This window comes from Streptomyces sp. NPDC020299 (assembly GCF_044387825.1).
In the GTDB taxonomy this organism is placed as follows: domain Bacteria; phylum Actinomycetota; class Actinomycetes; order Streptomycetales; family Streptomycetaceae; genus Streptomyces.
Window position 1 is genome coordinate 281,306 of record NZ_JBIRWL010000006.1, and the last position, 19,337, is coordinate 300,642.

Sequence of the window (19,337 nt, forward strand, 5' to 3'; positions counted from 1 at the left end):
GGCCGCCCCGGCAACCTGCCTTTGGGGCGGCCGCGTCGCACTGCATATGACGCACGACCTGGTTGCCTCCCTGCACCCGCTCCTGACCGCCGAGGCAGCCGCCGAGGCATATGCGGCCGGGGCCGAGCCGGGAGACCTGGAGCAGGCGGTCTGGCTCCGTCTGCTGGAGCGGCTGGAGTCCGACGGGCCGCCGAACGATCCGCAGGGCTGGCTGCGCAGGGCCGTCCGCGCCGAGGCGCGCCGCAGCCGTCGTGCGACCCGTCGCGAGCAGCCGTACGACGGCGATCCCGCCGACGACCAGGGCCACGACCCGGAGCAGCTGGCCCTCGCCGCCGCCCGGCGCCGTGCCCTGCGCGACGCGGTGCGCCGGCTGCCGGGCCGCTGCCCGCGGCTGATGGAGGCCCTGCTGTCGTCGCGGGACCTCACCTACCGGGAGATCGCGGGGGAGTTGGGTATCTCACAGGGCAGCCTTGGCCCGGAACGTTCCAGATGCCTGGGATGTCTTCGGCGATCGCTGACACCGGAGGTTGCGGCCCGCGAAGTGCGGGGATAGGAGTGAGGAACGACCGGTGATCAGGTGAGCGGGAGGCGTGCGCACATGGGCATGAGCGTGACCATCTCGGTGGCGACCGAGCAGGATGCAGAGCAGATCTTCAAGCTCCAGTACCTGTCTTTCCAGAGCGAGGCCGCGCTGTACGGCAACTACCGCATCGACCCGCTCGTTCAAACCCTCGAATCGGTCCGCCAGGAGGTCACCTCCGACTGCGTCTTCGTCGCCCGGCTCGGCGAGGAGGTGGTCGGCTCGGTGCGCGGCCGGATCACCGAGGACGGCGCGGCCTGCATCGGCAAACTCTGCGTCCACCCGCGCCTCCAGGGACACGGCATCGGTGCCCGCCTGCTGCGTGCGGCCGAGGAGGCCCTGGCGCAGGAGCGCGGCGCCAAGAGGTTCCGCCTGCACACCGGACACCGCAGCGAGGGCAACCTCCGCCTGTACCGCCGGGTCGGCTACCAGACGGTGGGCACGTCCAGGGGTGCCGACGGCGTGGAGATGATCGTCCTGGAAAAACCGGCCGGAACGTATGCGGCTACGGCATGATGACCAACCTAAGGGGCGCGGGGCGGCATCACCATGCGGCTCCGCCGCGCGGGCGCGACAAGCCACGACGCAACCGCGCCCGCCCACATGCCTCAGCCGTCCTGCTGAATAGGCGCCTTCCGCAGCCAGTAAATGGCGGAGAGCGGCAGCAGCACCGGGATGAACACGTAGCCCATGCCGTAGTCGGACCACACGGTCGCGTCCGGGAAGGCCGACGGCTCGACCAGGGTCCAGGTACCGACGACCAGTACACCTGCCAGCTCGGCGGCACAGCACACCAGTGCCGCCCTGCGGGCGGTCTCCCCGCCGCGCACCAGCGTGTACGTGATGAAGCCGTAGACCACGCCCGCCACCGCCGACAGCGAGTAGGCGAGCGGCGCCCGGCCGAAGTCCGTCGCGATCTGGTAGGCGGACCGGGACACGGCCCCGACGACCATCACGCCGTAGAACCAGACGAGCAGCATCCCCGGCCCGCTGATGAGCCGCGTCCGCGCCGGCTTGTCCTCCACGGTGGCCATTGTCACCTTCCCCAGATGTCATAGAGCCGCACCTCGAGCACGGCCAGCACCACACCGCCGGCCGCGACCGTCACCGACCCCCAGCGGGTCCGCTCGGCCAGCGACATGAACCCCGCCGCCGGCACGCACGCGAACGCGCCCAGCAGATAGGCCACGAAGATCGTCGTACCCTGCTCCGGCTTCTCGCCCCGCGCCAGCTGCACGATCCCGATCACCAGCTGCGCCACGGCCAGCAGGGACACCACGGCCATCCCGATGAAGTGCCAGTCCTTGGTCGGCTGGTCCCGGTAGGCGGCCCACCCGCACCAGGCGGCGAGCAGCAGCGCGGCGACGCCGGTCACCAGCGTCAGGGCATTGAGCATGCGGTGACCCTATTACGGACCAAACGGCCCGATGCGCGCGGGCCCGCCCGTCGGCCGGGGCATACGGGGCCCGTAGGGTCCGGACCATGATGTTCGACGCACAAGCCCTCCTGTTCGACAACGACGGCACCCTGGTCTCCTCCCTCGACTCCGTGGAGCGCTGCTGGACGCGGTGGGCCGGGGAGTACGGGATCACGGCCGAGGAGTTCGGGCGGGTCGAGCTGCACGGGCGGCCCGCGGTGGAGATCGTCGCCGACCTGCTGCCCGCCGGGCTCGTGCCGGAGGCCGTCGCGCGGGTCGAGCAACTGGAGGTCGAGGACGTACCTGACGGCGGCGTCCATCTGCTGCCCGGCACCGAGGACCTGCTCGCCTCGCTGCCCGCCGAATCGTGGGCCGTCGTCACCTCCGCCACCCGGCGGCTCGCCCAGGCCCGGCTGGACGCCGTCGGCGTCCGCCCCAAGACGCTGATCGCCGCCGACGACATCACGAGCGGCAAGCCCGACCCCGAGCCCTACCTGCTCGCCGCCCGCCGCCTGGGTGTGGACCCGGTCCACTGCGTCGTCTTCGAGGACGCCCCCGCGGGCCTCCAGGCGGGCCGCGCCGCCGGGATGACCACCGTGGCCTTGACCACAACACACCAGGCCCACGAGCTGGTCGCCGACCTGGTGGTCGAGAACCTGTCGGCCCTGTCCGCACTGGTCACCGACGGCGGAATCCGGATATCCGCCCGCGGCTGACCCCGCACCGGCCCCTGTCCGCGGCCGTCCAGCATGCGGACAGCGGCGGCCTGTCAGGACCGTACGTCTGGTTTACTGATCGCATGACCACGACGAGCTGCCGCATCCCTGCGACCGAGGCGACCATGACGCCCGGTGCTCGTTGTATGTGTCGCATGTGCCGAATGTGCGCCTTCTAGAGGGCCCCCGCACCACCCCCGAGCTCGCGCCCCGAAGCGAGCCGCCGTGGCACGTTCGTACGCCGTGAGCCGTACGTGACCTGAGCCGCGCCCCGCGCACATGTTCTCCCCCGGTTCCATCGCCACCGCGAGAACCGTGCCGCGTCCCTGAACGAACGCACCCGTGCCCGGGCACACCCACGCCCGCGGCACTCGACAGTGACGGAAACCCACGTGATCACCACATCGGGCCTCACCAAGGTCTACCGATCCCGCGGCCGCGAGGTCACCGCCCTCGACGGCGTCGACCTGCACGTCCGCGAAGGCGAGGTGTACGGCGTCATCGGCCAGTCCGGCGCCGGCAAGTCCTCGCTGATCCGCTGCGTCAACCTGCTGGAGCGCCCCACCGCGGGCACGGTCAGCGTCGCCGGGCAGGACCTCACCGCCCTCGCCGGGCGCGGACCGCGCGCCGGCAAGGAGCTGCGCCAGGCGCGCAGCCGGATCGGCATGGTCTTCCAGCACTTCAACCTGCTGTCCTCGAGGACCGTCCAGGACAACGTCGAGCTGCCGCTCGAAATCCTTGGCAAGTCCGGGAAGGAACGTTCCCGCAAGGCGCTGGAGCTGCTCGACCTGGTGGGCCTCGCCGACAAGGCCAAGGCGTACCCGGCCCAGCTCTCCGGCGGCCAGAAGCAGCGCGTCGGCATCGCCCGCGCCCTGGCCGGCGACCCCAAGGTGCTGCTGTCCGACGAGGCCACCAGCGCCCTCGACCCGGAGACCACCCGCTCGATCCTGGCGCTGCTGCGCGACCTCAACCGGCAGCTCGGCCTGACCGTCCTGCTCATCACCCACGAGATGGACGTCGTGAAGTCGATCTGCGACTCCGCCGCGCTCATGGAGCAGGGCCGCGTCGTCGAGTCCGGCACGGTCAGCGAACTCCTCGCCACCCCGGGCTCCGAACTCGCCGCGGCGCTGTTCCCGGTGGGCGGCGAGGCAGCCGGTGCCGACCGCACCGTCGTGGACGTCACCTTCCAGGGCGAGGCCGCCACCCAGCCGGTCATCTCCCAGCTCGCGCGCACCTACAACATCGACATATCGATCCTCGGTGCCGCCATCGACACCGTCGGCGGCCTCCAGGTCGGCCGCATGCGCATCGAGCTGCCCGGCGGCTACGAGGACAACGTGGTGCCGATCGGCTTCCTGCGCGAGCAGGGACTCCAGATCGACGTGGTCGGCAACGAGGGCGAAGAGCCCGCACTTGTGAAGGAAGGTGCCAAGTGACCTGGAACGAGATGCAGCCCCTGCTGTCCCAGGCGTGTTGGGACACCCTTTACATGGTCGGCTGGTCCACGCTGATCGCCGTCGTCGGCGGGCTTCCGCTCGGCATCCTGCTCGTCCTCACGGACCGGGGCGGACTGCTGCAGAACCTCGTCGCGAACAAGGTCATCGGGCAGGTCGTGAACGTCGCCCGCTCCATGCCGTTCATCATCCTGATGGTGGCGCTGATGAACTTCACGCGCTCGATCACCGGAACGACCATCGGCCGTGAGGCCGCCATCGTGCCGCTCGCCATCGGCGCCATCCCCTTCTTCGCGCGCCTGGTCGAGACGGCCGTCCGGGAAGTGGACGGCGGGCTCGTCGAGGCCGTGCAGTCGATGGGCGGCAACACCTGGACGATCGTCCGCAAGGTGCTCGTACCGGAGTCCCTGCCCTCCCTGATCTCCAGCACCACCACCACGATCGTCGCGCTCATCGGCTACTCCGCCATGGCCGGCACGGTCGGCGCCGGCGGCCTCGGCGACATCGCCATCCGCTACGGCTACCAGCGCTTCGAGACCCAGCTGATGTGGATCACCGTGGCGATCCTCGCCGTCGTCATCTCCCTCATCCAGTTCGCCGGCGACTACGCGGCCCGCTCCCTGCACCACCGGGGCGGCCGTTCCGGCCCCGCGCCGAAGCTCCGCCTGCTCAAGGCCAAGGAGCCCGCGGCGGCCGACGTCGGCAAGGTCGCCTGAACCCCCCTGAGGACACCCCTGAGGCTCCCCGCACACGCCCACCCGTCACCCGACCACCACCCCTCAACGACGACGCTTCGCGCCGACACCCCTTGATCCAAGGGGTCGCACCACCATAGGAAAGGCACTTTTCGTGCGTAACACCGCCAAGATCACCACTGCCGTCCTCGCCGCCGGAGCCCTCACCTTCGGGCTGACCGCCTGCGGCTCGGGCGACTCCTCCGCCTCCGCCGCCGACTACAGCGGCCCGCTGGTCGTCGCCGCCAGCCCCACCCCGCACGCTGAGATCCTGAACTTCGTCAAGGACCACCTGGCGAAGAAGGCGGGCCTCGACCTCCAGGTCAAGGAGTTCCAGGACTACATCGTCCCGAACACGGCGACCGAGGACGGCTCGGTCGACGCCAACTACTTCCAGAACCAGCCCTACCTGGACGACTTCAACAAGAAGCGCGGCACCCACATCGTGCCCGTCGTCACGGTGCACCTGGAGCCGCTCGGTCTGTACTCCCACAAGGTCAAGAAGACCGACGCGCTCAAGAGCGGTGCGACCATCGCCCTCCCGAACGACGCCGTGAACGAGGCGCGTGCCCTCAAGCTCCTCGCCGCGAACAAGCTCATCACCCTCAAGGACGGCGCCGGCAACGAAGCGACCCCGCAGGACATCTCCAAGAACCCCAAGAACCTCAAGTTCAAGGAGGTCGAGGCGGCCCAGACCGTGCGTTCCCTCGACGACGTGGACGCCGCCGTCGTCAACGGCAACTACGCCATCTCCGCCGGGATCAAGCCCGCCAAGGAGGCCCTCGTCCTGGAGTCCCCGAAGAACAGCCCGTACGGCAACTTCCTCGCGGTGAAGAAGGGAAACGAGAAGGACCCGCGCGTGAAGAAGCTCGCGAAGCTCCTGACCTCCCCCGAGGTGAAGAAGTTCATCGAGGACAAGTACCAGGGTTCGGTCATCGCGTCGTTCTGATCCCATATCGCCACGCACGGGGTCCGCTCCTTCACCGGGAGTCGACCCCGTTGTGCGGTTCGGTGCTTTCATGCTGCATGCTGGGCAGTTGAGCAGGCCCTCAAGGTTTTCCGAAGGTTACGGAGCGGCGCATGACTAGCACCTTCCCCAACATCTCCATCAGCACGGAGCGGTTGGTGCTGCGGCCCCTCGACGAGGACGACGTGGCCGCCCTGGCCGAGATGATGAACGACGAGCAGGTCGGGGCCTGGACCGACGTGCCCCAGCCCTACACCGAGGACCAGGCCCGCCACTGGGTCACCCGGTACGCTCCCGCCGAGCGCGCCGCGGGGCGCGGCCTCGACCTCGCGGTCACCGAGTTCCTCACCCAGCGATTGGTGGGCATCGTCCAGCTGGCCAAGACCAGCTGGCACGTACGGTCCACCGAACTGTCGTACGTCATCGCCCCCTGGGCCCGGGGCGAGGGCTATGCCTCCGAGGCCGCTCTCGCCACCGCCCAATGGCTGCTGGGCGACCAGAAGTTCGAGCGCATCGAACTGCGCACCGCCGCCGACAACACCGCCTCCCAGCAGGTCGCCCAGAAGATCGGCTGCATCAGCGAGGGCGTGTTGCGCAACGCCTGCATAGCCCACGTCCGCGCCGAGGACGGCACCTGGACCGACGTCCGCACCGACTTCATCGTGTGGAGCCTGCTCCCGGAGGACCTGGAGGGCGCGGGCGAACAGCTCGCCGACACCGGTGGTTTCACGTCGTTCTCCGACTGGAACTGACTGGAACCGATTGAAACTGCGGGGGACTGAGGGGAAGAGACCCGGACGGGACCCCACGGCGACACCGCCCGCCGCGCGCCCGTCGGCTCCACCAGGTACTCTCACGGGACCCGCCTGTGGGCACCCGTACGCTGACGACCTGCGAAAACCTGGAGACTGACGACGATGGCCGACCGGGTCACGGTGATCGGCTGGGACGGCTCGCCGCTGACGGACGCGGCACGTTCCGCGCTCGGCGCCGCCTCCCTCGTGGCGGGCGCGGCCCACCACCTGGCGCTCCCCGAGGTCCCGCACACCGCCGAGCGCGTCCGCCTCGGCAGCGTGGCGCTGGCCGCCCGCCGCATCGCGGCCCACCGCGGCACCGCGGTCGTGCTCGCCGACGGCGACCCCGGATTCTTCGGCGTCGTACGGACCCTGCGCGCACCGGAGTTCGGCCTCGAGGTCGAGGTCGTGCCCGCCGTCTCCTCCGTGGCCGCCGCCTTCGCCCGCGCGGGCATGCCCTGGGACGACGCCCAGGTGGTGGTCGCACACCGGCGCACCCTGCGACGCGCGGTGAATGTGTGCCGCGCCCACACCAAAGTCGCCGTCCTCACCTCACCCGGCGCCGGCCCCGCCGAACTCGGTCTGCTCCTGGAGGGCGTCCACCGCACCTTCGTCATCTGCGAGGAACTGGGCACCGAACGCGAGCAGGTCTCGGTCGTCACCTCCGAGAACGCCGCCGACCACACCTGGCGCGACCCCAACGTCGTCATCGTCATCGGCGGCCCGGCGGGTCCCGCCGCCCCGGGTGACGGCTGGATCGCCGGCCGGGAACCGGGCACCGGCCCGCGCGGCTGGGTGCTGCCCGACGAGGCGTACGGCGGTGCGCTCGGCGAGGGGGAGACGGATCTGCTCCGTGCAGCCCAACTCGCCCGCCTGGGACCGCGCGTCGGCGACCTGGTGTGGGACATCGGCTGCGGCAGCGGCGCCTTCGCCACGGAGGCCGGGCGCGCCGGCGCCGCCGTCATCGCCGTCGACCGGCACCCGGAGGCCTGCGCCCGCACCGAGGCGGCCGCACGGCGCTTCGGGGTGCAACTCCAGATCGTGTGCGGCACCGCCCCGCACGTCCTGGAGAACCTGCCAGAACCGGACGTCGTCCGCGTCGGCGGCGGGGGAGCGGCCGTGGTCTCCGCGGTCGCCGACCGCCGGCCGCAGCGCATCGTCACGCACGCCGCGACCCGTGACGCGGCCGAACTCATCGGCAGGGACCTGAGCGAGCACGGCTACCGGGTCGAGTGCGCCCTCATGCAGTCCGTCGAACTCGACACGCGGGCCTGGACGGAGACCGAACGGAACGTCGCGTTCCTGCTCACAGGGGAATTGCTGCGGCGCGAAGCGCCTCGTTGAGGGGTGGTGGTCGGGCGACGGGCGGGATTGCCCGATCGCGCCCAGTGATCCGCTTGTCGTACCCGCGCGGTAGGCTGGCCGATCGTTGTACCGCACCGGGTGGCCCGGACATTCGTTCGTCAATGTCCGGAAAACCCGCCCGGTTTGGGGTGGGTGTGGTACGGCAGAACCGGAGGACGCGCAACGTGGCGCAGTCCACAGCGGCCTGTCGCGGATCAAGCTGTCACGACGGCGGCATGCCCGCGACAATAGCCACTGAATGGCTTTGTCGCCTTTTCCGGGCGGGCCGTTCGTGCCGCTGGGCACGGACGCTCGTTCTTCACTACGGGGCGGTCGGTGCGCCGTTCCGGATGAGCTGGTCGTAGGAGCACTAACCGATGGGCGAGGGGTACGCATGACGGACACCGGCCAGGTTCCGGCCGAGGGACTGCCGGAGGGCGCAGGCATGGTGGAGCAGCCGGGCGTCCCCGCGCACGGCGCGTACACCTACCTCTCCGACCTCTCCGAGACGCCCGCCGAGGACGAAGACCTGCTGCTGCCCGGTGCCCAGGGCGCGTGGGGCAACGAGGTGCCGCCGCCGCCTCCGGAGCCGGTCCTGGAGACCGTCCACGAGCCGGGCCCGCACGAGACGGACGGGCGCGACAGCGGCTCCGTCGACCTCGGCGGTGTCCGCCCGCTCGACCCGGGGCCCGTGTCCGTCCCGCCGTCCCCGATCCTCTCGGTGCCGCACGACCCCGCGGCGGCTCCGGCGGTCCCGCGGCGCCCGCTGCACCTCGGGCCGCCGATCCCCGACGCCTCCGCCAGCCCGGTCCGCTCCCTCGCCGACCGCGGCCCCGCCGGCGCGCCGGTACGGCAGCCCGGACCGCCGGCCCCCGGCCCCGAGTACCTCGACGCGCAGCCGCTGCGCGACCTCGCCCCGCAGGGCGCGGCGCCGTGGGGCGCGGCGCAGGGGGCGCCCGGGGCCCAGGTGAGCGCACAGGCCCCGGCTGCCGAAACGGTTGTTCCGGCGGCTGAGCCGATGCCCGAACCGGCCGCCGGCCCCGCCGGCGCGGCCCAGGCCGCCGTCGCCCGGCTCGCCACGCAGGCCGCCATGGCCGGTGCCACGACGGAGGTCGCCGCTGCCGCCGCTGCCGCCGCCCAGGCGGCGGCGCAGGAAGTGGCCGCCGGGGCCGTCGCTCAGGAGCCGGACGCGGCGGACACCGTGGCCGAGGAGCAGGGCGGCGAGGCCGCCGTCGCGCCGGAGGCCGCGCAGGACCCCGAGAGCCCCGAGAGTGCCCCGGTCCCGGAAGGCGCGCAGGCCGCTGACGGTGTCCCGGACTCCGCGACTCCGCAGGCTCCGGAAGCCGCGCCCGCCCCGCAGGCCGCCCAGGCCCCGGAGGCGTCCGGCGAGGCAGTCGTGGAGGCCCAGGAGGCCGCGCACGAAGAGGCCGCGCACGCCCCGGCGACCGTTCCGGCACCGGAAGAGGCGCAGATCCAGGAGGCTCTGGCCCAGTCCCCGGAGCCCGAGCAGGTTGCCGAGGCCGACGAGCCCGCCGAGGTCGCCGAGCCCGGGGTCCAGCAGACCGCCGACACCCCCGAGGCCCCGGAAGGTGTGCCGCCGATCGAGGGCACGGAGGTGCCCGACGCGGGTCAGGCCCAGGCCGCCCCGCTGGTCGAGGAGGCCCCGCAGGCCCCCGCCGACGCCCCGGCAGGCGCGCCCGCCACGGAACCGACAGAGCTCGCCGCTGTCCCCGTCCCGGAGCCGCCGCAGGCCGAGTCCGTCCCGGCCGCTCCGGAGGGCGCACCGGCTGAGCCCACCGACGCCGGCATCCCCGCGCAGGTCCAGGGCCCGCAGCTCGGCCGCCCCCAGGCCGGCGACCCGGCGCGGCCCACCACGCTCGTACCGGAGCAGCCGCAGCCCGACCAGAGCCCGGACGCTCAGCCGCAGGAGGAGCTCCAGGCCCCGGAGACGAGCCCGGCGGAGCCGGGCACCCCCGCGGCCACCACCGAGGACGCCCCCGCCGAGGACGTCACCCCCGCCGACGACGGCACCCACCCGGAGACCGCCCCCGCCCAGCAGGCGCCCGAGCCCGACGCCGAACCCCTGGCCCCCGCCGCCGAGCAGGCCCCGGCCCCCGGCGACCCCGCCGTCGCGCCGCCCGGCAGCGTGCCGGCGCAGGCGCAGCCGGACCAGCCGCTGGGCCGGTTCGTGCCCGTGCAGGGCTCGGTGCCGACCACACCGCACCTCGCGCCGACCCCGCCGCACCCCCTCGTCCTCCCGCAGGACGAGCCGGCGGCCCCGGCGGAGCCCGTCGCCACGGTCCCCGCACCCCGGGAGCCCGACTCCTCGCCGGCCCACCCGGACGAGGCGCCCGACCCGGAAGTCGTACAGCACGCGGAGGACCTGGACACCAGGGCCGCCGACCAGGAAGAGAGCACGGCCGAAGTGGCAGAAGCACGACAGTCCACCGGCCCGGCCGCGCCCGGTTACGAGGACGCCGAGCGCGAGGCCGTGCTCAGGGTGATGCGCGAGCGCCGCGACATCCGCAACGGCTTCCGCAACGACCCGATCCCGCACGAGGTGCTGCTCCGCGTCCTGGAGGCGGCCCACACCGCGCCCTCCGTGGGCCACTCGCAGCCCTGGGACTTCGTCGTCATCCGGTCCGCCGAGACCCGGCGCAGCATGCACGAACTGGCCATGCGCCAGCGCGATGCCTACGCCAAGTCCCTCCCGAAGGGCCGGGCGAAGCAGTTCAAGGAACTGAAGATCGAGGCCATCCTCGACACACCGGTGAACATCGTCGTCACCGCCGACCCGACCCGCGGCGGCCGCCACACCCTCGGCCGGCACACCCAGCCGCAGATGGCGCCGTACTCCGCGGCCCTCGCCGTCGAGAACCTCTGGCTCGCCGCCCGCGCCGAGGGCCTCGGCGTCGGCTGGGTCAGCTTCTTCGACGAGCGCGAGATGGTCCGCGCCCTCGGGCTGCCCGAGCACCTGGAGGTCATCGCCTACCTGTGCGTCGGGTACGTCGACGAGTTCCCGGACGAGCCCGAGCTGTTGCAGGCCGGCTGGTCCAAGCGGCGCCCGCTGTCCTGGGTCGTGCACGAGGAGACGTACGGTCGTCGCGCGCTGCCCGGCGAGGACCCGCACGACCTGCTCGGCGAGACCGTCTCGCAGATCCGCCCGCTGGACGCCAAGGCGCTCGGCGAGGCCTGGGAGCGGCAGAAGCGGATGACCAAGCCGGCCGGCGCGCTCGGCATGCTGGAGATCATCTCCGCGCAGCTGTCCGGCCTGTCCCGGCAGTGCCCGCCGCCGATCCCCGAGCCCGCCGCCGTCGCGATCTTCGCCGGTGACCACGGCGTGCACGCCCAGGGCGTCACCCCGTGGCCGCAGGAGGTCACCGCGCAGATGGTGGCGAACTTCCTCGGCGGGGGAGCGGTCTGCAACGCCTTCGCCGGGCAGGTGGGCGCCGAGGTCTGCGTCATCGACGTCGGCGTGGCCGCCGACCTGCCCGCCACGCCCGGTCTGCTGCCCCGCAAGGTCCGCGCGGGCACCTCGGACATGACCACCGGGCCCGCGATGACCCGCGAGGAGGCCAAGCAGGCCATCGAGGTGGGCATCGAGACGGCCCGCGACCTGGTGGCGGCCGGCAACAAGGCGCTGCTCACCGGCGAGATGGGCATCGCGAACACCACCGCGTCCGCCGCGCTGATCTCCGTCTACACGGGCGCCGACCCGGCCGAGGTGACGGGCCGGGGCACCGGCATCAACGACGAGACGCTGGCCCGCAAGACCGAGGTGGTCCGCCGCGCCCTCGACCTGCACAAGCCGGACCCGGCCGACCCCATCGGCGTTCTCGCCGCGATCGGCGGCTTCGAGCACGCGGCGATGGTCGGCCTGCTCCTCGGCGGCGCCTCCCTGCGTACGCCGGTGATCCTGGACGGCGTCAGCGCCGGTGCCGCCGCACTGGTCGCCCGCGCGATCGCCCCCGAGGTCCTCGCCGCCTGCATCGCGGGCCACCGCAGCGCCGAGCCCGGCCATGTGGCCGCCCTCAACAAGCTGGGCCTGCGCCCCCTGGTCGACCTCGACCTGCGCCTGGGCGAGGGCACGGGCGCGCTGCTCGCCCTCCCGCTGGTGCAGAGCACGGCACGCGCGATGCACGAGGTGGCGACGTTCGATTCGGCGGGGGTAACGGAGAAGTAAGGGCCCACAGCAGAGGTGGTCCGGTGTTCAGCTGCCGGACCACCCGAGCCGTCTGACCCGCCGCCCCTTAAAATCCCCACGTCAGGGCCGCTCCAATGGCGCAGCGCCCACTGCACGCCCGTACGAGGAGCCGCAGCCTCATGGCCGAACACCCCGCCTACCCCGTAGGCCTCCGTCTCTCCGGCCGCCGCGTTGTCGTCCTCGGCGGCGGCCAGGTCGCCCAACGCCGTCTGCCGGCCCTCATCGCGGCGGGCGCGGACGTCCTCCTCGTCTCGCCGGGGGCCACGCCGTCGGTCGAGGCCATGGCGGACGCGGGCGAGATCACCTGGGAGCGGCGCCCCTACGCCGAAGGCGACCTCGCCGACGCCTGGTACGCCCTGATCGCCACCAGTGATTCCGAGGCCAACGCCGCGGCCTCCGCCGAGGCGGAGCGCCACCGCGTCTGGTGCGTCCGCTCCGACGACGCCGACGCGGCGACCGCCTGGACCCCGGCCACCGGCCACAGCGAGGGCGTCACCGTCGCCGTGCTCACCACGGACGCGCGCGGCCGCGACCCCCGCCACACCGCGGCGATCCGCGACGCGGTCGTCGAGGGCCTGCGCGACGGCACCCTGGTCGCCCCGCACCACCGCACCCGCACCCCGGGCGTCGCCCTGGTCGGCGGCGGCCCCGGCGACCCGGACCTGATCACCGTGCGCGGCCGCCGTCTCCTCGCCGAGGCCGATGTCGTCATCGCCGACCGTCTCGGCCCGCGCGATCTGCTCGCCGAACTCCCGCCGCACGTCGAGGTGATCGACGCGGCGAAGATCCCGTACGGCCGTTTCATGGCCCAGGAGGCCATCAACAACGCGCTGATCGAGCACGCCAGGCAGGGCAAGTCCGTGGTCCGGCTCAAGGGCGGCGACCCGTACGTCTTCGGCCGGGGCATGGAGGAGGTCCAGGCGCTGGCCGCGGCCGGGATCGCGTGCACGGTCGTGCCCGGTATCTCCAGCTCGATCTCGGTGCCGTCAGCGGCGGGCATCCCGGTCACCCACCGGGGCGTCGCCCACGAGTTCACGGTGGTCAGCGGCCATGTCGCCCCCGACGACGAGCGTTCCCTGGTCGACTGGCCGTCGCTCGCCAGGCTGACCGGCACCCTCGTGATCCTGATGGGCGTCGACAAGATCGGGAAGATCGCCGAGACGCTCGTCGCCCACGGCAAGTCCCCCGAGACACCCGTCGCCCTGGTCCAGGAGGGCACGACCGCCGCGCAGCGCCGCGTCGACGCGACGCTCGCGACGGTCGCGGAGGCCGTGCGCGCCGAGGAGGTGAAGCCCCCCGCGGTCATCGTCATCGGCGAGGTCGTCGCCGTGGGCTCCGCCCCCTCCGTGCTCCTCCCCGAGTAACCGCGGGTAACCCATCCGTTCCGAGCCGTTGGCACCGCACCCAGGACAAGGCAGTATCACCCTGTGGCCGATCTCATCACCGTTGAGGACCCCGCCGACCCGCGCCTGCGCGACTACACGGGCCTGACCGACGTCGAGTTGCGGCGCAAACGAGAACCGGCCGAGGGCCTGTTCATCGCCGAGGGCGAGAAGGTCATCCGGCGGGCCAAGGAAGCCGGGTACGAGATGCGCTCGATGCTGCTCTCGGCCAAGTGGGTCGACGTCATGCGCGACGTCATCGACGAACTCCCGGCCCCCGTGTACGCGGTCAGCCCCGAACTCGCCGAACAGGTCACCGGCTACCACGTGCACCGCGGCGCCCTCGCCTCCATGCAGCGCAAGCCCCTGCCGACGGCCGCCGAACTGCTCCACGACGCACGCCGGGTCGTTGTCATGGAATCCGTCAACGACCACACCAACATCGGCGCGATCTTCCGGTCGGCCGCCGCCCTCGGCATGGACGCGGTGCTCCTCTCCCCGGACTGCGCCGACCCGCTCTACCGCCGCAGCGTGAAGGTCTCGATGGGAGCCGTCTTCTCCGTGCCGTACGCCCGCCTGGACACCTGGCCCAAGGGCCTGGACTCGGTCCGCGAGGCCGGCTTCACCCTCCTCGCGCTCACCCCGGACGAGAAGGCGAAGAGTCTCGACGAGGCCGCCCCGCACCGCATGGACCGCGTCGCCCTCATGCTCGGCGCCGAGGGCGACGGCCTCTCCACCCAGGCACTGGTCGCCGCCGACGAATGGGTCCGCATCCCCATGTCCCACGGTGTCGACTCCCTCAACGTGGGCGCGGCGGCAGCGGTCGCCTTCTACGCGGTGGCCACGGGCCGCCCGGACGCGTAGCCCGAGGCGGTCCCGGCTGCGCTGGGGGCTCCGCCCCCCGACCCCCGGGCCTATGCCCACCCACCACCCGTGCGAGTGGGCTGGAGGGCGCGGCTCTCCTCTTCCGTCGCGGTGGACTGGGAGGCGGGCGCGCTCTTGTCAGCCCGTCCGGCGTTTGAGGACGAGACCGTTCAGGCCGACGGGGTCCGGGGCGGAGCCCCGGCGGGGTGCAGGGGCGGAGCCCCGCGGGGGTTCGGGGGCGGAGCCCCTGGGGATGGGAATGGGTAGGGGCGGCGGGGGCGAAAAACGTCGTCGCCCGCCCACCGCGCCCCGGGGGCTACTGCGTGAGATCCGCTGGCGGCAGCGCCACACCCGCGTGCACGACACCCCCCACGCCCCCGAGCCCATGGGCAGGCCCCTGACACCCCTGAGCCGCCGCGATACCGAGCGCGACCAGCAGCGTCACCACCACGAACACGAACAGCCGCTGCCGCAGCAGCCGCGGGTTGGCGGGCCGCAGCCCGGTCCCCGTCGGCCGCTGCCGCTGCTGCCCGGCCCCGCCCCGGGGAACGGGACGCCCCCCGGACCGCGGAGTGTTGCGCGAGGCCGGAGTCGCCCGGCCGCCACCGGTCCGCGAGCCCCCCGTACGCGCCGCGTCCGGCCGCGAAGGCACACCGCCGGCCCGCGGGGCACCGCCACCGCGCGACGGCGTGGCCCCCCGCACGGGAGCTCCCCCCCGTGACGCCGGAGCGCCCGCGCCCGGCGAGGACTGCGGACGCCGCTGACCGCGCTGCGCGTCCGGATAGGTCTCGGCGAGCCGCCCCGTGGGCCGGTCCGCCTCGGCGGCACGCGGCGCGGGCGGCCGTACGTCGGCCAGCCCCTGGGCCTCACGCGCCGCGATCTCCTTCAGCCGCAGCGACAGCTGGAGCGTGCTCGGCCGGTCCTCGGGGTCCTTCGCCAGACAGGCCCGGACGAGCGGCGCGAGCGCGTCCGGGACGCCGTGCAAGTGCGGCTCCTCGTGCACCACCCGGTACAGCATGACCTCGGAACTGCCGTGCCCGAAGGGGGAGTCACCGGCCGAGGCGTACGCCAGCGTCGCCCCGAGCGAGAACACGTCCGTGGCCGGAGTGACCGCGGCGCCGCGCACCTGCTCGGGCGCGAGGAAGCCGGGCGAGCCGACCGCGGTGCCGACATGGGTCAGCGTCGAGGCCCCCGTGGACCAGGCGATGCCGAAGTCGATGATCCGCGGCCCCTTCGGGGACAGCAGGATGTTGGAGGGCTTCAGATCCCGGTGCACCACGCCGGCCTCGTGCACGGCGACCAGTCCCTCGGACAGGGCGGCCCCGATCGAGGCCGCCTCCGCCGCGCCGAGCGGGCCCTCGTCGGCGACCTTGTCGTGCAGGGAGGGCCCGGGCACATACTGCGTGGCGAACCACGGCCGGTCCGCGTCCAGGTCCGCCGCCACCAGCCGGGCCGTACAACCGCCCCTGATCCGCCGGGCCGCCGAGACCTCACGCGCGAACCGGGACCGGAACTCCTGGTCCTCCGCCAGGTCAGGCCGGATGACCTTCAGGGCGACCCGCTGCCCCTTCTTGTCCGAGCCCAGATAGACAACGCCCATCCCGCCCGCGCCGAGCCGTCTGTGAAGCCTGAACGAGCCGACGACGCGCGGGTCCTCGCGCCTCAGGCGCATCATCGCCATGTTCATCCCCGCTGCCCGGTCCGTGTGACGTGGCACAGCTTACGTTTCCACGGCCCGCTGCGCGCAGAGGCCGCGCCCTCTCGCCCCGATGGATTGTCAGTGCCGGATGGGAGACTTGAAGAGTGGTCAGGGAAGCGTCACATCCTGCTCCCTTGGCCGCCCAGCGACTTCAACCATCCATCCCGGAAGGGGGATTGGACGCGTGAAGGGTGACCGCGTGGAGATAGTCGTCGACGCGGGGGACACGACACGGACGTACGAGGTGGTGGCAGGCCGGGCGGGCCGCCGTGTGGAGACGGCGGTACGACGAGGTGTGGTCGAAGTGAGCGAAGTCACTCGCAACGGTACTGTGGTCCGCACGGCCCGCTTCATGGCCAACCGGGTCCTGGCTCTGGTCGAGCAGCCGGTACCGCGCGAGGACAGCTCGGAAAAGCGGGGGCACTCCGGGCACCCCCTCCGGGAAGACCCCGAGACCTAGGACCGCGTCTCCACCCAGGGGAGTACATCGCAGGTCATGGCTCATCCTCCGGGAGGCCCGTCATTCGGTACGAAGGCATGACGCCCGCCGCCGCCCATCCGCCTAGATTTGAGGTCAAGCGGCGGGTGCAGCACTCGTCCCCCGAGGTCAAGACACCCGCCGCTGCCAACGACAACTGAAACGGTCAGGAGAGGGACCATGGCCCACACGGCTCCGCGGACGTTCATCCGCACACAGGCACGCACCGCGCGCTCCCGCCGTACCGGCCGTCGCCACCCCTTGGTGGCGACCGCGATGGTCCTGCCCCTGGCGGCCCTGCTCGTGTACGCCTTCGGCGGCTGGGAAGCAGTGGTCACACAGGCGTCGTCCGTGGGCGTGATGCTGGGGCGCTGAGCGGCGACCCCAGGCCCGGAAGAGCGGTCCGGGCGGGGACATCCACCCATGAAACCCCGTGGGGACGGGGGTGCGGCGGACGGCACAAATGCCGGCGCAGCTGGGGAGCTGCGCCGGCATTGCTGTGTCCGGCCTCTGAGCCATGCCCGACCGCAGCTGCAGCCGCCGCAGCTGCGGGCAGTCGTGCCGTTGGGGCGATGGGGGAGGGTGGGCGCAGCGGCACCCCGTAACGCCGGGCTGCGAGCCCCCGCCCAGCTGCGACCCCGGGCCGCGTGGCACCCCGGCCCACCGCACCCGCGTACCCTCGCCGAAACACCCGCCCGCCCCCGAAGGACCCCGTGACCGCAGACACACTGCTGCCGCAGCTGACCGCGCAGGCCGGAGCCATCGCCCACCCCGACGGCATCCCCTGCGGATGCGGCACCGCGTCCGTCACCCTCGCCGACCGCCCCGACGCCACAGTCGTCCGCCACGCCGGCACCGTCGCGAAGGCCCACGCCCCGGACACGGACCCCGCCGAGCTGGCCCTGCGCCTCGAGACGGCCGCCCACCTCACGGACGTACTCCTCGCGCCGATCGTCAAGTCTCCCGTCACCGTGGACGAGCGGCTCGTCACCTTCTGGCCGTACGGCACCCCCGTGGACCGGGACGACCCGGACGCCGCCCCCTGGGAAGCCGCCGCCACCCTCCTCGCCCGTCTGCACCGCGCGCCCGTCCCCGCCTCCGCACCCCTGATGCGCGGTCCCGCCAAGGCCGTCCGCGCGCTGACGCGTCTACGGCGGGCCCTGGCCGGTGCGGACCACCCCGCCGCGGGCCCGGTCCTGCGCGCCTGGGCGGCCCTCCCCGCCTGGGCCCGCGCCGAGGCCCCCATGCCCGGCGCCGGCGCCCTCTGCCACGGCGACCTCCATCTCGGCCAGCTCGTCCGCCACCCCGCCCCGGACGGCCCCTGGCGGCTCATAGACGTCGACGACCTCGGCGTGGGCGTGCCGTCCTGGGACCTGGCCCGTCCCGCGGCCTGGTACGCCTGCGGGCTCCTCCCGCCCGACGAGTGGACGCGCTTCCTCACCGCCTACCGCACGGCGGGCGGTCCGGCCGTGCCCCCGGACGGCGACCCCTGGCCCGCCCTGGACGTCCCGGCCCGCGCCCTCACCGTCCAGACCGCCGCCCTGGCGGTCACCAAGGCCCTTGCCGCGGACCGCCCCCTCGACGAGGTGGAGCAGTCCGTCGTCGACGCCTGCGCGCGGATGAGTTCCGTACTGCCCGAGTTGACGCACGGATTCCCGAAGTAAGGTGCAACCGACCAGGGCCGCACGGAGTCTGTCCTGGGGAAACGCGAAGCAGGACCGACCGGCGAGGAGTTGAGCCGACCCATGCAGTGTCCCAAGTGCCATGCGCCGATGCACACGTACAACCGCAACGGCGTCCAGATCGAGCAGTGCAGCGGCTGCCGCGGCATCTTCCTCGACTACGGCGAGCTGGAGGCTCTCACCCGCCTCGAATCCCAGTGGTCCCAGCCCGCCCCGCCGCCCCCGGCCGCCCCGCAGGCCTACCCGGCCCCGCCGGCCCCCGCCTGGGGCGCCCCGCACGGCGGCGGTTACGGCGGCGGCCACTACGGAGGACACGGCGGCCACCACCGTCACAAGAGCTTCGGCCACATGCTGTTCTCCAGCTGAGCCCAAGGGCCCTCTGGGCCCACCGGGCCACCGGTCGCACGACGAAACCCCCGGCCGTACGAGACGGCCGGGGGCTCCGGTGTGCGTGGACGATACTGGGATTGAACCAGTGACCTCTTCCGTGTCAGGGAAGCGCTCTCCCGCTGAGCTAATCGTCCGGGGGTGCTGCGTGCGCGATACTGGGATTGAACCAGTGACCTCTTCCGTGTCAGGGAAGCGCTCTCCCGCTGAGCTAATCGCGCTGGGGCGGATCTTGCCGTAGGTGCTGGAAGATCCAGTGGACGATACTGGGATTGAACCAGTGACCTCTTCCGTGTCAGGGAAGCGCTCTCCCGCTGAGCTAATCGTCCTTGGAGGTGGAGACGGGATTTGAACCCGTGTAGACGGCTTTGCAGGCCGTTGCCTCGCCTCTCGGCCACTCCACCAGGAGTGTAAGGGGACCGGGAAGACCCCTCTCCTACGAGCGGACGACGAGGCTCGAACTCGCGACCTCAACCTTGGCAAGGTTGCGCTCTACCAACTGAGCTACGTCCGCCTGTCCTTCCGGACCGCTTCCGCGTCCCGGCGACGTGTTGAACTCTAGCGGATTCCCGGGCCAGTACAAAAACGCGTTTGCGCAGCGTGCTGCGCTGCGCCCGGCGGGTGCCGTGGTCAGG

General features: G+C 72.7%; 18 protein-coding genes and 5 tRNA genes. 15 read left to right on the top strand and 8 right to left on the bottom strand.

Annotated features, from left to right (window positions below; genetic code table 11):
• Positions 1-46: 46 nt before the first annotated feature.
• Together ACH45E_RS18075 and ACH45E_RS18080 are read left to right on the top strand one after the other, a co-directional pair.
• A complete protein-coding gene (locus tag ACH45E_RS18075) occupies positions 47-553 on the top strand; it encodes a sigma-70 family RNA polymerase sigma factor (protein WP_361440966.1) in 507 nt (168 codons plus the stop codon).
• A gap of 45 nt (positions 554-598) precedes the next feature.
• Entirely contained in the window at positions 599-1,096 is a 498-nt protein-coding gene (locus ACH45E_RS18080; RefSeq protein ID WP_361440969.1) for a GNAT family N-acetyltransferase, read from the top strand.
• A 92-nt stretch (positions 1,097-1,188) separates the two neighbouring features.
• Here ACH45E_RS18080 and ACH45E_RS18085 read toward each other — a convergent pair whose 3' ends face one another.
• Positions 1,189-1,614, bottom strand: a complete 426-nt coding sequence (locus ACH45E_RS18085) for a hypothetical protein (RefSeq protein WP_361440972.1) — start codon at positions 1,612-1,614, stop codon at positions 1,189-1,191.
• 2 nt (positions 1,615-1,616) lie between these two features.
• Positions 1,617-1,976, bottom strand: coding sequence for a hypothetical protein (locus ACH45E_RS18090; protein ID WP_361440975.1), 360 nt, complete (start codon positions 1,974-1,976; stop codon positions 1,617-1,619).
• Positions 1,977-2,062: 86 nt separating this feature from the next.
• Between ACH45E_RS18090 and ACH45E_RS18095 the strand changes: the two genes are divergently transcribed.
• From ACH45E_RS18095 to ACH45E_RS18135, 9 genes are all read left to right on the top strand, one after another.
• Positions 2,063-2,713 carry an HAD family hydrolase gene (locus tag ACH45E_RS18095; protein ID WP_361440978.1) on the top strand — a complete coding sequence of 217 codons (651 nt, stop codon included), beginning with the start codon at positions 2,063-2,065 and terminating at the stop codon, positions 2,711-2,713.
• Positions 2,714-3,105: 392 nt separating this feature from the next.
• Complete coding sequence (locus tag ACH45E_RS18100; protein WP_361440981.1) at positions 3,106-4,149, top strand: ATP-binding cassette domain-containing protein; 1,044 nt, start codon at positions 3,106-3,108, stop codon at positions 4,147-4,149.
• On the top strand, positions 4,146-4,883 hold the full coding sequence (locus ACH45E_RS18105; RefSeq protein WP_361440984.1) for a methionine ABC transporter permease: 738 nt from the start codon (positions 4,146-4,148) through the stop codon (positions 4,881-4,883). The genes ACH45E_RS18100 and ACH45E_RS18105 overlap by 4 nt, the downstream gene beginning before the upstream one ends.
• Before the next feature lie 133 nt (positions 4,884-5,016).
• Positions 5,017-5,850: a MetQ/NlpA family ABC transporter substrate-binding protein gene (locus ACH45E_RS18110; protein WP_361440987.1), complete on the top strand. Its 834-nt coding sequence runs from the start codon at positions 5,017-5,019 to the stop codon at positions 5,848-5,850.
• A gap of 131 nt (positions 5,851-5,981) precedes the next feature.
• The gene (locus ACH45E_RS18115) at positions 5,982-6,620 is read left to right on the top strand and encodes a GNAT family N-acetyltransferase (RefSeq protein WP_361440990.1); all 639 of its coding nucleotides are present in this window, start codon (positions 5,982-5,984) and stop codon (positions 6,618-6,620) included.
• 165 nt (positions 6,621-6,785) lie between these two features.
• The gene (gene cbiE / locus ACH45E_RS18120) at positions 6,786-8,006 is read left to right on the top strand and encodes a precorrin-6y C5,15-methyltransferase (decarboxylating) subunit CbiE (RefSeq protein ID WP_361440993.1); all 1,221 of its coding nucleotides are present in this window, start codon (positions 6,786-6,788) and stop codon (positions 8,004-8,006) included.
• 394 nt (positions 8,007-8,400) lie between these two features.
• Positions 8,401-12,189 (top strand): nicotinate-nucleotide--dimethylbenzimidazole phosphoribosyltransferase, encoded by a 3,789-nt coding sequence (gene cobT, locus ACH45E_RS18125; RefSeq protein WP_361440996.1) that lies wholly within the window; start codon positions 8,401-8,403, stop codon positions 12,187-12,189.
• Between the two features lie 140 nt (positions 12,190-12,329).
• Positions 12,330-13,574 (top strand): uroporphyrinogen-III C-methyltransferase, encoded by a 1,245-nt coding sequence (cobA, locus tag ACH45E_RS18130; protein ID WP_361440999.1) that lies wholly within the window; start codon positions 12,330-12,332, stop codon positions 13,572-13,574.
• 63 nt (positions 13,575-13,637) lie between these two features.
• Complete coding sequence (locus ACH45E_RS18135) at positions 13,638-14,456, top strand: RNA methyltransferase (protein ID WP_361441002.1); 819 nt, start codon at positions 13,638-13,640, stop codon at positions 14,454-14,456.
• A 316-nt stretch (positions 14,457-14,772) separates the two neighbouring features.
• Here ACH45E_RS18135 and ACH45E_RS18140 read toward each other — a convergent pair whose 3' ends face one another.
• Entirely contained in the window at positions 14,773-16,143 is a 1,371-nt protein-coding gene (locus ACH45E_RS18140; protein WP_361441480.1) for a serine/threonine-protein kinase, read from the bottom strand.
• 196 nt (positions 16,144-16,339) lie between these two features.
• Between ACH45E_RS18140 and ACH45E_RS18145 the strand changes: the two genes are divergently transcribed.
• The 4 genes from ACH45E_RS18145 (at position 16,340) to ACH45E_RS18160 (ending at position 18,681) form a co-directional block, all read left to right on the top strand.
• Complete coding sequence (locus tag ACH45E_RS18145) at positions 16,340-16,615, top strand: hypothetical protein (RefSeq protein WP_361441006.1); 276 nt, start codon at positions 16,340-16,342, stop codon at positions 16,613-16,615.
• Positions 16,616-16,813: 198 nt separating this feature from the next.
• On the top strand, positions 16,814-17,008 hold the full coding sequence (locus ACH45E_RS18150; protein WP_361441009.1) for a hypothetical protein: 195 nt from the start codon (positions 16,814-16,816) through the stop codon (positions 17,006-17,008).
• A 338-nt stretch (positions 17,009-17,346) separates the two neighbouring features.
• The gene (locus ACH45E_RS18155; protein WP_399040973.1) at positions 17,347-18,297 is read left to right on the top strand and encodes a phosphotransferase family protein; all 951 of its coding nucleotides are present in this window, start codon (positions 17,347-17,349) and stop codon (positions 18,295-18,297) included.
• 81 nt (positions 18,298-18,378) lie between these two features.
• Entirely contained in the window at positions 18,379-18,681 is a 303-nt protein-coding gene (locus ACH45E_RS18160) for a zf-TFIIB domain-containing protein (protein WP_361441012.1), read from the top strand.
• Between the two features lie 86 nt (positions 18,682-18,767).
• Here ACH45E_RS18160 and ACH45E_RS18165 read toward each other — a convergent pair.
• From ACH45E_RS18165 to ACH45E_RS18185, 5 genes are all read right to left on the bottom strand, one after another.
• A tRNA-Val gene (locus ACH45E_RS18165) sits at positions 18,768-18,839 on the bottom strand.
• A gap of 12 nt (positions 18,840-18,851) precedes the next feature.
• Positions 18,852-18,923: transfer RNA gene (locus ACH45E_RS18170), tRNA-Val, on the bottom strand.
• Between the two features lie 36 nt (positions 18,924-18,959).
• Positions 18,960-19,031, bottom strand: a tRNA-Val gene (locus ACH45E_RS18175).
• Between the two features lies 1 nt (position 19,032).
• A tRNA-Cys gene (locus tag ACH45E_RS18180) sits at positions 19,033-19,106 on the bottom strand.
• Between the two features lie 37 nt (positions 19,107-19,143).
• Positions 19,144-19,216, bottom strand: a tRNA-Gly gene (locus ACH45E_RS18185).
• Positions 19,217-19,337 lie beyond the last annotated feature (121 nt).